This window comes from Bacteroides sp. AM54-2NS (assembly GCF_003602935.1).
Classification (GTDB): domain Bacteria; phylum Bacteroidota; class Bacteroidia; order Bacteroidales; family Bacteroidaceae; genus Bacteroides; species Bacteroides xylanisolvens.
The window spans coordinates 80,387-95,794 of the sequence record NZ_QTMZ01000017.1; the positions used below are offsets into that span (position 1 = coordinate 80,387).

Consider the following 15,408-nt stretch of genomic DNA (forward strand, 5'->3'; position numbering starts at 1 on the left):
TTTGTCTAAAAGAACAATATCCCACAAAATATGTTACCTTTGCAAGAGTAGAATTCTTATAACAAAGAACAAGTATGATTGATTTAAACCGCAAATTGCCCATCGGAATACAAACTTTCGAGAAAATCCGCAAAGGAAATTATCTGTATGTAGATAAAACCGCCCTTGTCGGAAAAATGGTGTCCACAAGCATCCCCTATTTCCTTAGCCGTCCCCGACGTTTCGGAAAAAGCCTGCTGATTTCCACTTTCGAGGCTTACTTTTTGGGACGCAAGGACTTATTCGAAGGACTAGCCATCTCACAAATGGAAGTTGACTGGCAAGTCTATCCGGTTTTTCATATTGACTTGAATGCACGCAAGTATGATTCTCCGGCAGATCTGATAGCGATGCTCAACCAACATCTGGAAAAATGGGAAGCAATCTACGGAACCGAAAAGCAAGATCGACAACCGGAAGAACGATTCGCCTATATTATAGAACGCGCATGTGTGCAAACCGGAAAGCAAGTAGTCGTATTAGTAGACGAATATGACAAACCTCTTTTGCAAGCTCTGGATAATCTGCCCTTGTTTGAAGAATACCGCAAAATGCTAAAAGCATTCTATGGAGTATTGAAAAGTGCTGACCGCTATCTGCGTTTCGTATTTCTGACAGGTGTTACCAAATTCTCACAAGTCAGTGTATTCAGTGATTTGAATCAACTGAATGATATCAGCATGAAACCGCCTTATGCCACCATTTGCGGCATCACCAAGCAGGAACTGATAGATACATTCACTCCGGAATTGGATAAGCTGGCCTCATACAACCGGATGACACCAGAAGATACAATCCATAAGATGACCTCACTTTACGACGGGTATCATTTCTGTGAATATGCAGAAGGCATGTTCAATCCGTTCAGTGTATTAAATGTGTTCGATGGATATAAATTTGAGAATTACTGGTTTCAGACAGGCACTCCTACTTTCCTTGTCAAGATGCTGATGGATAGCAACTATGACCTGCGAACGCTCATTGACGGAGTGGAAGCAAACGCAGCGTCATTCAACGAGTACCGGGCAGAAAGCAGGAATCCTATTCCGCTGATTTATCAAAGCGGGTATCTGACGATTAAAGAATACGACCCTCGTTTCAAGACTTATCAACTTGCTTTTCCCAATGATGAAGTGAGATATGGCTTTATGAATTTCCTTCTGCCATTCTACTCTAATATTCCCGATAATGAGCAAGATTTCTATATTGGCAAATTTGTCCATGAGTTGGAAAGTGGCAATATCAATGCTTTTCTAACCCGCCTTCAAGCCTTCTTTGCCGATATACCTTACGAACTGAATGACCAGACAGAGCGGCATTACCAGACTGTTTTCTATCTGATATTCAAACTCATGGGACAGTTCACACAAGCAGAAGTACGCAGTGCAAAAGGACGGGCTGATGCAGTTGTCAAAACACCGAAGTATATTTATGTATTCGAATTCAAACTAAATGGCACAGCCGAGCAAGCATTACAGCAAATCGAAGATAAAGGATATCTTATCCCTTATCAGGCAGATGAACGGGAAGTCAAAAAGGTTGGAATAGAATTCAGTACTGACACACGAAATGTCAGTCGATGGCTACCCGAGGAATAAGAGAGTATAATTACTTCTTCCTCATATTTATCTACAAATGATTCATATTAAACCTCCCAACACTTCCACCCTTTGTTGGCACAGATATACACAATGTACGAACGAACATGGTAATTGGGGAATTTTCTTTTTGTATCTGCGGCATAACCTTTCACTTGCTCTACGTGTTCTACCAGCGGTTCGGTGAGCGCAAGCATACGGTCGGCATCTTTGGAACGATAGTATTTAAATTCCACCACGCGATCGTCCGTGTAATAATCCGTGCCGGGGATGCCGATCATTTCAAAATCCGAACGACCGACGGAGTTATTTTGTTCGATGGCAAAAGTGTAACAATGGCTCAAATAGCGGGAGACAAGTTCGTAGAAAGAACAACGGATAAAGTTCTCATTAATCTTATCAAAGACCTGTGCGGGGAATTGTCCCAAATATTGTTCAAAATAGTTTTGAACAAGGGGTTCGAGACTACGGTTGGAATCATACAGTTCATAAACCGGGACGTAACGACTGGCGTTACCTTCAATCTTGTTCAGTTGGTTGTAATAATCCATGTAGATGCTGCGCATGGTCATGTTGGGAAGTACCATGCGGTAAGCACTCTTCAAGGTTGTCATGCCTAAATAGAACAGGCTGACCGGATAGAATTCTTTCTCGAAGAATTTCTTCTTGTTAAATTTGCCGGACAGATCTCTGACGTTGTATGACAATTCACCGCCTATCACCAGGGCATCGAGCATCTCTTTGGCGTTGTTCTGCGAAAGAGTCAGGCGGCGAATCCAGTTGATGTCCGTACGCAGGTTCTCATCGATCAGTTCGGAGGGAATACTTCCGGCATTAGCGGCAAATTTCTTAAAAAAATAAGTTAAGATAGTGGAGTTAAAAAGACGTTCACCGACAGGGCTAAAACGATAACCGTCGTAGTTGTTCACAATAAGCTGCCAGATTTCCTCGAAACGTTCTTCGCTTGCACCGGGAGCATATTTATCAAGTACATAGCGCAAGTATGTTTTCGTTTCTTCATAGGTGAAGCCGAGCATATTCAAAAAAAACGGGTTTGAATGTGAGGATTTCCGCAATGTTGTACCCGCTGGTCAGGTCGTCCATGATGACAGGCAATACGCCTGTGCAGAAACAAGTGCGAATCGTGCCTTCGCCGATACCCGCTTTGATAACTTTAAAAAAGGTGAGAAGAAAACTATCACTAGTGGTTACTTCCTCATAAAGTGAGTCATTATAGGAAGTAAGCAGTTGATTGGTGAAGTTATCGTATTCGTCAATCAATATATATGCTTTAGGCAATCCATGTGAGCTGATATAACCCAAAAGTTCCTCCAACATCTGCACAGCATTTCCTCGAGTTGTAAACTGAAAATCACCAAACAGGTCTCGGTTATGTTCTACCGTAACTTCCACGGGTCCACAATTCAGGTCATTGAAGTTCTGTACCACCCCTTCCATATCATCCGCCATCACCATAGCCGAGAAGTCATAACGAATCACCAAATATTGATTATGTTCTTCCGTAGGATGTTCGCCAATCCAGGTGCCGCCAAAAAGTTCTTCAAAACGATTCGCTTTCGTACGGTCGTAGTAGTGGGCCAACATGGAGATGAGCAGACTTTTCCCGAAACGACGGGGACGGAGAAAGATGGGAGCATTATAGTCTTCAAGCCCCGGAATGTAATTTGTCTTATCAACATAATAAAAGCCACGTTCACGCATTTCTGCGAAGTCGGCCACTGCGTATGGAATCGTTATTCTTGCCATAATCGTTGATCTTTTCTTTCGGTAAAGACAAAAGTACTAATAAATTAGTACCATAAAAAAGATAATACGAAAAAGATAAATAAATACCAAGCTCAATTATGGCTATATACATAAGTCTTTGATGAAAAAGAGGGCAAAACAGAGAAAAAGATCAAAGTTATGCATTTAGCATGTATAGCCCTATACACGAAGGCTGCACAACTCTATACATGATGCGTGTATAGAGCTATGCAGCCTCTCTGCATAAACCTGGCGGGACATTGCTCCGCCAGGCCAAGAGAACATTTATGCCGCAGGATCGGGCGCCTCTCCTCCGCCGCCTTCGCTACCACCGGAACCGGAGCCGCCTCCTGCATCGGGTTTCGTGCCGACGTAGAAAGTAGCGATAGCGGTTCGGGGTGTCTTCAGGAGCGTGCTTCCTGCATACTGTGTAGTGACGGTGAGGGTATATTCGCCATCGGCCAGACCGGCAGGAACAATGAATGTGAGTTGTGACGGGTTGTTGACGGCCAACATATTGAGGTCGACAGGTGTGGTTTGTTCTTTGCTGTCGGTGATAGTGATGCCGACGGAAGAATCCGTACCTGCAATTTTCAACATACGGCCATTGACTGTGAACGGACGGCCTGCAATGGCGGTGGCAGGTGAGAATCCGGCAACGTACATCACGCTTTGGCGTTCGCCCAAAATACTGATAGAGGTTTGGGCGATAGCTTCACGCAGTTCTTTGTCTTGGGTGAAGGAGACGTAGACGGAGTTCTTCTCGGGATTCCATTTTCCGCCATCGATAACACCGCGGAGTTGCGCTACGGCGTGGTAAAGACCGGTGTTGACACTATATCCGCTAAGGATGAGATCGCTCACAACACGGTTGTAGAGCTTCACGACGTGCTCGATGGTTTCGGGACGGAGCCCGGTGTCTTCCTTGTGCATCTCATCGAGTATATCCTGCAACGAAAGATTACCGGACGATTCGAGCTGACCGATCTTATCGTCTTTGTTGTCGACGGTTACAGTGTTGTCGACTAACCAGATTTTCAATACATTCTTCATTATGATGTTGTTTCTACTTGGTTTTATGAATATTATTAAACGAAAAAATAAAGAATATCAATAAAAAGTTTACCGGATTGAGGCAGTCCGAAAAGATATTGTTTGCTATCATTTAACTCTGTCATTCAGAGCTAAGCGAAGAATCTACTCTTTCGAATATACAAAGAAAAGATTCTTTACTACATTCTGAATGACAGAATGATATACTTATCAGACTTACAGGGCAACCTCTTCCTTATTTTATTCCCTTACCAGTCTTTGCGGAAAGCATAAAATTGCGTCGCAACTCGAGCTTCTTGTACAGCTGCACTATATTTAGGATAATTCCCATCATTATTGTCATGGAAGCACATCAAAAGATTCTTAAATCCATCAACAACCATCGTTTCTAAATTATACTGCCTATAAGGAATGTTTTCTACAACCGCAACTTTTCCAAGTCCTTCGTCTATAGTGATTACTCTAGCTTTTGCCTGCAATTCTTCAAAAAATCCCATGTCTTCTGGGGTCCGTTCTTTAATATAAAGCGCAATTCCACCATAACGTTCTTTCGTCATCCCTGCAATGGGTTTGCGTTCCGAACCATCCGCCCAAGGATTTACCGGAGAATCCCAGATTACATTCCAAGCCAAGTCAATATAATCGCCCACTACAATGCCCTCTTGTTCTTTATTCATTGTGGCTGTAGTACCGCCATCATCTGCAAGAGTGAGCATTATATCCGGCATTGCTTCACGCAGAGCCTTGATTAATTTCGGATACGAAGTTTCATTGACAGTCGGTGCTTCGGCCTTGTCATATCCGGCTCCCTCATCACGCAAATGAATACCATCCAACTGAAACAGTTCTACAGCTACCTTAACTTGAGCCACAAAATCAATTATTTGAGGATCTGTCAAATTAGCGAAGCCTATTCCCGTTCCACCTCCTTCGATAGAAAGACACACTTTCAGACCATTCCGCCTCAACGGTTGAATGTACTGAACATTGTGCTTCAGCACATATTCCATATCTGGTGTATACTTCAAAATTACTCTCCGAGAGGAAGCATCATATCCCAAAAGGCTTTGCGCACATTTACAATATCAACAACAGGTACATTTTCATAAATCGTTTCTCTGTCTCTACGAGATCTCAGATACTCTAGTTTAGCTGTAGTTTTGTCAGCTATCAAAGGATTCATCACTTCCGTATCAATATACGCTACTACTTTATAATCTTTTTTAGTTCTATCCTGATATTCCTCATCTCGTTCCGTGATAGAATAGAAAAGCTTATATTGATTGCCATCCTCGTCCATCGCTACCAATGGTAACAGATATTGAGACCCAGCCATTGAAGCATCAACAGTCATTCTTGATAAGGCAAAGCTTACCCGCGTCGATTTCCGTTCGCCTTTAGCTATCGTTACTTTTCCCTCGTTGGTAATAGTTAACTTATCTCCCGGTTCTTCTATCACGTTTTCTATAAATATATTATAATACTTTGCTGGCAAAGCTTTCAACTCCTCGTTACTTAAAGGAATATTCAAACCTATGGTAAAAGTCATGTCGTGCTCCGCCGGTTTCGCCAATTCCACATATAGTTCATCACCTGTCTGTACCACAAAGTCACGGAAGATAAGTCCACTTCCCGGTGCTGAAGCACTTTGCAAGGAAGCGGCTTCAACAACTTCTTCCGGTGACTGTGTAGATTTGTCATGCGCAACGCTTGGGTTCACCAATGCAGCCTCTTCCTCGCAGGCTCCCATTGCCACTGCTAGCAACGCACACAAAGATATATTTCGTATTATTCGTTTCATATATAGATTATTTAAAAAGTTCTACACACTTATTCCTGATTCACTTTCGGTACTTCGATTCCGCTCGGCCACAATTCCGCATCGGTTTTACTGTACATTTCGAGATGGTCACTACCTTTCCAGTAAGGTACTACCTTCGCATCGTTCCCATGCCCGGTTCGGTCTGCCACGACAGTGCCTGTCCCTTCGTCGAACTTCCAATAAGCACACAAAGCCGGTTCGGTTGTCGGGTTAGAGATTTCATACATATTCTGATAAATCTGTTCTTGTGTACGGGCTACATTCCAAATGCGAGCTTCACATATCTCACCATCAAACTGGCGGCTTATATCGTGCGACTCTCCATAAGAACGCCCAAAATAGAAGTTAAAATCACCCCCATTCCCAAATTCATCATCAGGTAACTTATCTCCCAAACTGATACTAGTCAAGTCACTTTTACCATGACTGGTACTTATACTTTGTAATTGTCCGTTTACATAGAAAGCAATAGTCGCAGTAGCTATATCCCATGTCAATGCCACATGATACCACTCACCTGCCAACAGTAATTTCTGGTTATTGATTTCGGGGAATTTACCAAACGTAGTCTGTGTTTGTAACTGTCGGTTCGGAAATTCTTTATCCCCAATACGCATCAGAAAATACTGTTCAATGCCCATTATAGAGGATATTTCTTGCTGGAAACTGTTCACTCGTATAATAGCTTCCATTGTTACCGCACTCAAGTTATTCACCACATCTGACGTCGAACTTCCTTTATCGAACCCAGGCACAGCAACATAAATATTCTTTAAGTTCATTGCCGTAGTAATGGCACTGGAACGGCGTACCAAATAATACATCGTGCGCGAACCGTCCATTACTCCCACTCCATCGGCTCCTCCAATGGAAAGCGGGCAGAGGTAAGTTACGTCAATCTCCAACTCATCGAGTTTGGAGAATTTAATGCCTACTTCTTCGGAAGTAGTCTTTCCGGCAGGAATCACCACTTCTGTTTTCAACAGCTGATAATATGTTTCAGGCAGCACTTCATAATGCGTGTCGTTCTTTGCATTATATTCACTAGTCAACGAAGCGTCTACCTTCAAGCTGACCTTCACATCATCCCCCGCCGGATAAGACAATTTCACCGCAAAAGTCTTCGTTTGGCTTGTCACCTTACGGTTAAAAGTGAAAGCCTCCGTATTTTTACTGGCAGCCACATTCAAGTATGCCGAATTATCGAACGGTGACTTTTCGCTGTAATCCGTATTATCACAGGCAACCGGCAGAAATAACAAAACTGCGGCTGCAAAGCACTGATAAAGTTTATGTATTCTCATAGCTTACATCGTTTAGTGAGCCGAAGCAGGATTCAGGAATTGAATACCTCCACGGGTCTGTTTATAAATAATATCAGTATCGTAGTAATCGGCAGAGATATTGTAAATAGCAATACCTCCCAATGGTGTTTCCATATTGAGAGCACCGTAAGCAGCACCGGCGATGGCATTGCGCGTCACTCCGTTATAGTCGGTCAATGTACCGTCAGGAGTGACAGCCAACAACAGACGGTCCGGAGCGGCCTTGCCATATCCGGTGGCATAAAATACGGAGGTTTCTATATCATATTCATCGGATGCACCGGAAATATCAAGTACGAAATAGTTGAAAAGGCTGCGCTGCGCTTCCGGCAACAAGGAAGGGGTACCTTCAAAAACTAACAGACACGGTGTCTGTCCCAAAGCATCCAGTAGCGACTTTAACGCCGAGACGTCTACCGCAGAGCCTTCCGAACCGAGGGCAAGCCCGTCAAATGTCCCTGTACGCACTGCCTCAACAGCAGAAGTAATAGAGGTATTCAGTTTATCTTTAGCCGTGCAATCTATATAGTAAAGCACTTTCGTACCATAATCCTCACGTACCAACTTCATATCCTCCCGGTCATATTCGGACAGACGGTCGGCATTACGCATCGTCACTATATCGATACTGTCCGGCAACGCACGGAGAAAGTCCTTCTCACTAGTAGATACTTCCGGAGCATTATCCAACCGGGCATAAACGACAGCGTGTTTCGTTGCTTTATATGCACGAAGATTCTGCGTATATGCCGCATATTCTTGCGGATTCTGTTCCTTAAACCCATTCACCTGACTATCGTGTATTTCCATTTCCGTCCAGTCGTCGCAACTGATGGTGGCAACCGACAGGAAAGTAGTCAGTAGGCATAACTTAAAAATTGATTTATATTTCATAATCTCATTGATTTAAAGGTTCATTCTAGTTTGAAGATTGACTATTCTCAATGGAATGGTCTTTCTTATCCCACCAAAGTTTAGTTCCTGCGGCATCGGGACCATTCAGCATTTCTACAGCTTGATCGATGTATTTCGGATTTCCCGTATATTCATCTGCAGGGAAAGGCAGACGACGGGGACCGATTGTTACATTCACACTATTATTGGGGTCTTTATTCTCCACGGCAGGCAACAACTTCGGGTAGCCCGTACGACGATGTTCCGCCCATGCTTCCAGCCCCAGCGGGAATATTGCAATCCATTTTTGAGTAATGATACGCTCCAGGTTCCGTTCGAAATACTCCGCTCCAGGTTCCCAGGCAATCGTAATGGTACTTACCGCCGGATGGCTATACTTAATATCAGCCCCGTCCATCGGGTTCACATAGTCTATAGGCTTTTTCGTCGCATCCTTCACATATTGGTCCGCTCCGGTGGCTCCGCCACGCTCTTCGAATGAAGGGCAATAGCCTTTTCATACAATGCCTGCGCATCGCCTCCCATATTCCAACCACGCAACGCGCCCTCGGCACGAAGGAAAGTCACCTCCGCCGCATTCATCCAGAGATAAGGATCGGTGCTGGAAATCACCTGCTTTGAGTAAAGGTTAATCATGTCGTCTTTCTTCTGGGTAAATATGCCGATACGTACACCGTAATAATCGTATACATCGACTTTCTCGCCATCCTGATCGACTGTCTGCACACCTTTGACAAACATCTTATCCAAACGCGGATCTTCATAACCTTTCATAATAGAAACTAAATCGGCACTGATACGGTAGTCATTCCAGTTATTAAATAGCAACTCCGAACGGTTCTCCGCCACATGAAGCATGGCGTTGTCCTCATTCGATTCAATCACTCCCGCTTCCACAGCCTTCTGCGCAATACGTTGCGCCTCGGTAGGATTGACATAGCTCATACGCATGGCAATGCGAAGTTGCATGGAATGTACAAACTTACGCCATTTGGAAATATTTCCGTAATACAAGTCTTCCAGTTTGCGGAAAGCCTCGGACGACAGGTCTTTGTTTTCCTCCAACACTTTATCCGCTTCTTCCAGTTCTTTCAGCATCTGTGTATATACCTGCTCCTGCGAATCGTAAGGGACAGCCAGGTCTTCACCCGAATTATCATTATCCATCATCTTCGAATAAGGAATCGGACCATAAATGTCCGTCACACGATGCATGATACACACCCGGAGAATTTTACCAAAAGCTAAAGCCACAGGGTCATCCGTCTTGTTCATCATATCGCGGTACTGCGGGTACATGTCTTTAATCGGATCGGCAAACGGGGATTTGAGCCATCCCTGTTCGGGATTGAAAGTAGAGAATTTCATCACCCAAGTGTCTACAATTCCTTCCAGATAACCACCGTATGCTCCTCCTGCCATGGCATCCATAAACTGGTAAAGGTGTTCACGTGTAGGAATCACCAATCCCTGCATTCCTTTGAGCGTAGCACCTACAATATGATTCTCACGCTGCATTTCTTCTCCGTCCGCTTCGTACATACTCCGGTTGATGTCGCTGTCGAAACAACCGCCCAACGGAAGCAGAAATAATGAAAGGATCATTATCAGAAGAATGTTATATATTCGTTTCATGTCCATCATAGTATTTAGAAGTTAATCTTTATGTTAAATCCTATATTCCGGGTACTCGGCATCATGAAGTAGTCGATTCCCTGATAATAGTTGTTCGTAGTAGCTACTGCTTCAGGATCGAAAGGAGCTTTACAGTAGATCATCCAGAGATTTCTGCCCACAAGGGATACATTGATATCACAGACATTGCCCAGCCAGCGGCGCGGAACGGTGTAACCGATATGTGCCTCCTGCAGACGCAGGTTGGTAGCACTATAAGTATAGTAGGTAGGCAATCCGCTCTGCGATGCTACCACTTCATAGAAGCTTTGCGGATTCACGCGGCTACGGCCGTTTATCCATACTCCTCCGGCATCACGCGCGGCAGCAGATGTTTCAGATACTCCGTAGAGATCAAGATAAGCCTGTGTTGCCGAATAAACGATTCCGCCCAAACGGGCTGTCAACAAGAAACCGGCATTGATACCTTTATAAGAGAAGCTATTATTCCAGGCTAAATTTGCCTTAGGAAGTACGCTTCCCAACTTTATGTCACCGGCATTGTCGATGGCTGTCACATTGCCGCTATCGTCAATCAGGATATTACCGTTAATATCACGCTTCAAATCGGCATGGGTATAAAGATCGCCCAGCGTACCACCTTCCTTCAGGATAAATTTCGCCTTTCCGAATCCGCGACCTTCATCGGTTTTGAGTTCCAGTTTATCGACGTTGTAAGTTTTGCCCGTTTCCGGGTGAACATAATCCTTCACTAGTTCGACGATTTCATTCTTGTTGGCCGAGAAAGTAAAGCTGCTGTCCCAGCCGAAATCTCCCCAACGATGCCCATAAGACAACATAGCCTCGAAACCATAGTTGCGTACATATCCGGTCTGTACATACAATTTGTCATATCCTGACGAAACAGGAAGCCGAGGATCAAATGTCTGATTATAAGTATTGGCGTAATAGAAAGATCCGCTCAATTTGAAATCTTTAAACAGGGTTGCATCCAGACCTACTTCCCATGAGTCAGTACGCTCGGGGTATAGTTTACCAATGGGATAATTCGTCTGCGATTTCCAGTCCTGCTTATTGGCATCATACGAGTAAGTAGGATAGGTAAGAAAACGAGGATAAGGATTACCTACGGAACTGAACGCTCCGCGTACTTTAAGATAATCCACCCAATCAGGCAGTTTCAACATTTCAGTGATGACAGCCGAAAGCCCTACGGAAGGATAGAAGAATGAAGCCTGCGGAGAATGTGTCAGCTGCGAAGCCCAGTCGTTACGTCCTGTAACGGTGAGATAAAGCATACTTTTCCACCCTACTTCGGCACTGGCAAAAATAGATTCGGTCGCTTCGCGCCAACCCACCTGCGTAGCACGTTTTTTTGCGTTGTCAAGGTCGTAAACATTGAACAGATTAGGAATACCAGTTTCTCGTATAGGCCCCGCATAGCCCAATTCCTTACTAGTCACTCCACTATAACTGGCACCGATATTGGCTACAATCGTAAAATCCTGAATACGTTTATTAATATTCACCAACACATCGGCATAAGTCTGCGAATATTGTCCGTTATTTACTGTATAATGGCCTTGTGAACTACCGTCAGTCAGCGTGTTGCTACTGCTTGCATAAAGCTTGCCTTCATATTCGCTATGAGTATTGTCGATGCGGACACGCCCTGCCACATTCAGCCAGTCAAGAATCTGGTAACTCAAACCTGCTGAAGCCATATAGCGTTTCTTATTGTTGAGACGGAGATTACGGTAAGCAATCCAATAAGGATTCTGCATACGAAGGTCACCTTCGCCCTGCGGCCAAAACTGTACGCTAATTTTCCGGGCTTCATCCCAACGCTCGAAATTCTTCACTATAGAGAAATCATCCCCACGAGGGAAAAGATAAGCAGAAACCAACGGATTGGAGTACTGCCCCTGATTGGTCATATTACGGTCGTTCTGAAGAATATAGCTTGCACTTACATCCAGTTTCATCTTATCATTCAAGAAACTGGTCGTATTGCGGAAAGTGAAATTATATCTGTTATACCTATTGTTGGGAACCATCCCTGCCGAATTGACGGCAGCTGCAGAAAAGAAAGTCTGATTTTTATCCGTTCCGGTAGACAACGTAACGGAATTTGTATATACTGCACCCGTATCAAAAAAATCATCCGGCTCATATCCTGTCTGAGCAGCCGAGTTCAACTTCGGTCCCCAGCTATAAATATTGGAATTTCCTGTTTTACCATTACTACCTGTACCATAACGGTCCTGGAACTTGGGCATCTTAAAAGCATTCAACCATTCGATGCCACTTGATACACCTACTTGCAGCTTACCTACCTGTCCTTTTTTTGTAGTAATCACAATCGCACCGTTTGCCGCATTACTACCATAAAGGGCGGCAGCTGCCGCTCCAGTCAGTACGGAAATGCTTTCTATATCTTCCGGATTAATATCAGCAATGGCCTCGGTAGCTCCCTTTGAACCAAATTCCGTATCTCCTCCGCCACCGAAATTATACATCGGAATACCGTCAATCACATACAAGGCGTTACTACTCTGTTCAATAGACTTTGTTCCACGCATCACCACTCTACTTGCCCCACCGACACCGGAAGAGCTCGTATTGATAGTAACACCCGCAACTTTACCATTCAGGCTGTTTACAAAATTAGCATCCTTAATTTGGGTCAGTTCGTCGGACTTTACTTGCTGTACGTTGTAGCTCAATGCTTTCTGCTCGCGTTTGATGCCAAGTGCTGTTACAACGACTTCACTCAACAGTTTTGTATCCGAAGCCAGTTGCACGCTATATGTATTCTGTCCGGTTACTTTTACCGTCTGTGGAGTGTAACCTACATAACTGATACTCAACACACTTCCTGCAGGAGCTTCGAGCGAAAAGTTACCGTCTATGTTTGTGATAGTTCCAATGCTTGTACCTTCCACACGTACATTGACACCAATCAACGGTTCTCCGCTATCATCCAGTACGCGTCCGGTGATACGTTTGGTGGAAGCAGTTTCGGTTGCTTTCTGTTCTTGTGGAACGATGATGACATATTTTCCTTTGAGCTGATACGTATATCCTGTACCTTTTAGGATTTCCGTGAGAGAGTTCTCCAACGTGGCTTTTTCCAACGCCAAATCGATGGAGGGTTTGTTTTTCAACTGCGACTCGTTGTAACCAACGGACAGTTTCGTTTGTTTTTCCACTTCTTTCAATGCCTCGATGACCGATATGTTTTTCTTATGGATCGTAATCCGGGCATTACTACTTTGAGCAAAAGTAGGGGTAGAAAGGAGCAGACAGCACAAAAAAAGCATAAATACTCGACTGATTGCCTGCTTATTGGCTATAAATTCATAAATTTGCTGCATCTTCTTAGTATTAGTTTATACAGATAAAGTTAGATTCTCGAATTTAGTAGCGTCTGGTTAACGCTAATAGTAAGAATTTCGATTTCACATCCGGGGGAAGGTTGCAGCTTCTCCCGGATATTTTTTCCACATAGGCTCAATGTATTTTAAGGTTAATATTCAGTGTTTACAAGTTCTATTTTGTTCCCCGGTGCCGAAGCATGTCTTCCCCGGTACCGGAGCCTATCTTCATCGGTGCCGGAGACGCCCTTCCCCGGTGCCTGAAATATAGCACTTGTCTCCCACTATTTTATAGTCCAGATTTCCCGTCACACGAGCGATAATATCCATCACTTCTTCCATAGAAGCATTTTGCCCGAAAGTAAGATTGAACCGGTCTTCTTTCAGACTACGGAAACTATAAACAAAGGTGTAAGGGTATTTGCGTTCGAGACGGGTGAAGATTTCTTCCAATGTCATACTGCGGAAAACGATTTCGCCACGTTGCCAAGCAGTGACATCCTGCATATCAGGATGAAGTACGTTTCCGGAACGGGTACGTTTGTTATAAGCCAGTTGCTCGTTCGGCTTCAAGATCTCCTGCCCCTGCTGATTATTGTACTCTACCAACACTTTTCCGGAAATCAGGGTAGCTGTCACTTCCTCTTCGTCGGGGTAGGCTGTCACGTTGAATTCCGTTCCGAGTGCCGTCACCTGAAAGTCCGAGGACTTCACGATAAAAGGATGCTCTTCGTCACGTTTCACCTTGAAGCCGGCTTCTCCCACAAGATACACACAACGGGTATCACCCTTAAATTGCTGTGGATAAAGTAAAGTGCTTTGGGAATTAATCAATACCTGCGTACCATCCGGCAAAGTGATGTTCCGCATCTCGGCGGTAGGAATATATGCTTGCAACAAATCTGGTGCCTGCCGGTTCTGCAAAGCCAGATAGATAGAAACGGAAGAAAATGCAATCAACAAAGCTGCCGCTACGCGCCACACTACCAGATGAGTACGTAAAGAATGTATCCTGCGCCTCGTTCCGATGCCTGTCAGTTCACGCATCCGTTCCAAAGAATGACGGTAGCCGGAAGTCGTTGCCGATTCGGTAGCTTCCCAAAGTTGATTGAGTTCATGATCTTTTTCATCGGCACGTTCTTCGTCGGTCAGCCATGTACGGAAATCCTGATCGACTTCTTTCGGATAGTCGTGATTGATATAACGGTCGATTACATCGCGAATATAATTCTTCATAAGGTGATATTTATTGTTCTGTTTAGAAACGCTTACGTAAATATCACTACTCAGCAAGGACAACTACGGGAAAAGACGGAATAGAATAACAAACATTAACACTTTGCGGAGTTCCGTCAATGTTTTATAGATGTGATCTTCTACGGTACGCAAGGGGATTTGCAGTTTATCTGCTATTTCTTTATGAGAAAGTCCTTCAAAACGGCTCATCTCAAAAACCCGTCTACGGCGATCAGGCAACTGACTGAGTGTCATCCTAATAAGCATTAATACTTCTTTATAGTATAGATTTTCTAACAGGGAGGAATCTTCGTCACAAAGTTCACCCAACAACTGGGCTTTCAAAACTTTGTCTTCATATTCCTGCTCTACCTTCTGATGCTTGAACAGGTTGAATATTTCATTCCGAGTCACAGTATAGAGATAACCAGTCATGGTTCCTGATCTTGCCAAAGTTCAGGACGTGTCCATAACTTAAGAAATATATTCTGGGCAATGTCTTCCGCATCCTCCTCCGACTTGGTCAACAACTTCGCAAAGTTCTTCACACGAGGGAAGTTAGCGGCATAAAACTGCTCAAAACGGATATCCAATTCTGCTATCGTTTCGTTCATCTGTCGAGTCTTTTACTATGAAACCCG

At 44.0% G+C, this 15,408-nt stretch carries 8 protein-coding genes and 3 pseudogenes; 1 reads left to right on the forward strand and 10 read right to left on the reverse strand.

What is annotated here, in order from left to right; translation table 11 throughout:
* Positions 1–74 precede the first annotated feature (74 nt).
* Positions 75–1,637: an ATP-binding protein gene (locus DXA05_RS12595; protein ID WP_008641128.1), complete on the forward strand. Its 1,563-nt coding sequence runs from the start codon at positions 75–77 to the stop codon at positions 1,635–1,637.
* A 47-nt stretch (positions 1,638–1,684) separates the two neighbouring features.
* Here DXA05_RS12595 and DXA05_RS12600 read toward each other — a convergent pair.
* The 10 genes and pseudogenes from DXA05_RS12600 to DXA05_RS12640 form a co-directional block, all read right to left on the reverse strand.
* Positions 1,685–3,404 (reverse strand): annotated as a pseudogene (locus DXA05_RS12600) (ATP-binding protein).
* A gap of 285 nt (positions 3,405–3,689) precedes the next feature.
* Positions 3,690–4,457: a DNA-binding domain-containing protein gene (locus DXA05_RS12605; RefSeq protein WP_008024820.1), complete on the reverse strand. Its 768-nt coding sequence runs from the start codon at positions 4,455–4,457 to the stop codon at positions 3,690–3,692.
* A gap of 248 nt (positions 4,458–4,705) precedes the next feature.
* Entirely contained in the window at positions 4,706–5,485 is a 780-nt protein-coding gene (locus DXA05_RS27565; RefSeq protein WP_284515543.1) for a glycosyl hydrolase family 18 protein, read from the reverse strand.
* A 2-nt stretch (positions 5,486–5,487) separates the two neighbouring features.
* Positions 5,488–6,258, reverse strand: coding sequence for a hypothetical protein (locus tag DXA05_RS27570; protein WP_284515544.1), 771 nt, complete (start codon positions 6,256–6,258; stop codon positions 5,488–5,490).
* 29 nt (positions 6,259–6,287) lie between these two features.
* The gene (locus tag DXA05_RS12615) at positions 6,288–7,583 is read right to left on the reverse strand and encodes a DUF1735 and LamG domain-containing protein (protein ID WP_008024824.1); all 1,296 of its coding nucleotides are present in this window, start codon (positions 7,581–7,583) and stop codon (positions 6,288–6,290) included.
* Between the two features lie 12 nt (positions 7,584–7,595).
* Complete coding sequence (locus DXA05_RS12620; protein ID WP_008641125.1) at positions 7,596–8,498, reverse strand: glycoside hydrolase family 18; 903 nt, start codon at positions 8,496–8,498, stop codon at positions 7,596–7,598.
* Between the two features lie 25 nt (positions 8,499–8,523).
* Positions 8,524–10,163: pseudogene (locus tag DXA05_RS12625) on the reverse strand (SusD/RagB family nutrient-binding outer membrane lipoprotein).
* 5 nt (positions 10,164–10,168) lie between these two features.
* Positions 10,169–13,531 carry a TonB-dependent receptor gene (locus DXA05_RS12630; protein ID WP_120068973.1) on the reverse strand — a complete coding sequence of 1,121 codons (3,363 nt, stop codon included), beginning with the start codon at positions 13,529–13,531 and terminating at the stop codon, positions 10,169–10,171.
* Between the two features lie 228 nt (positions 13,532–13,759).
* Complete coding sequence (locus tag DXA05_RS12635) at positions 13,760–14,767, reverse strand: FecR family protein (RefSeq protein ID WP_004313561.1); 1,008 nt, start codon at positions 14,765–14,767, stop codon at positions 13,760–13,762.
* A 63-nt stretch (positions 14,768–14,830) separates the two neighbouring features.
* A pseudogene (locus tag DXA05_RS12640) lies at positions 14,831–15,381 on the reverse strand (RNA polymerase sigma-70 factor).
* Positions 15,382–15,408 lie beyond the last annotated feature (27 nt).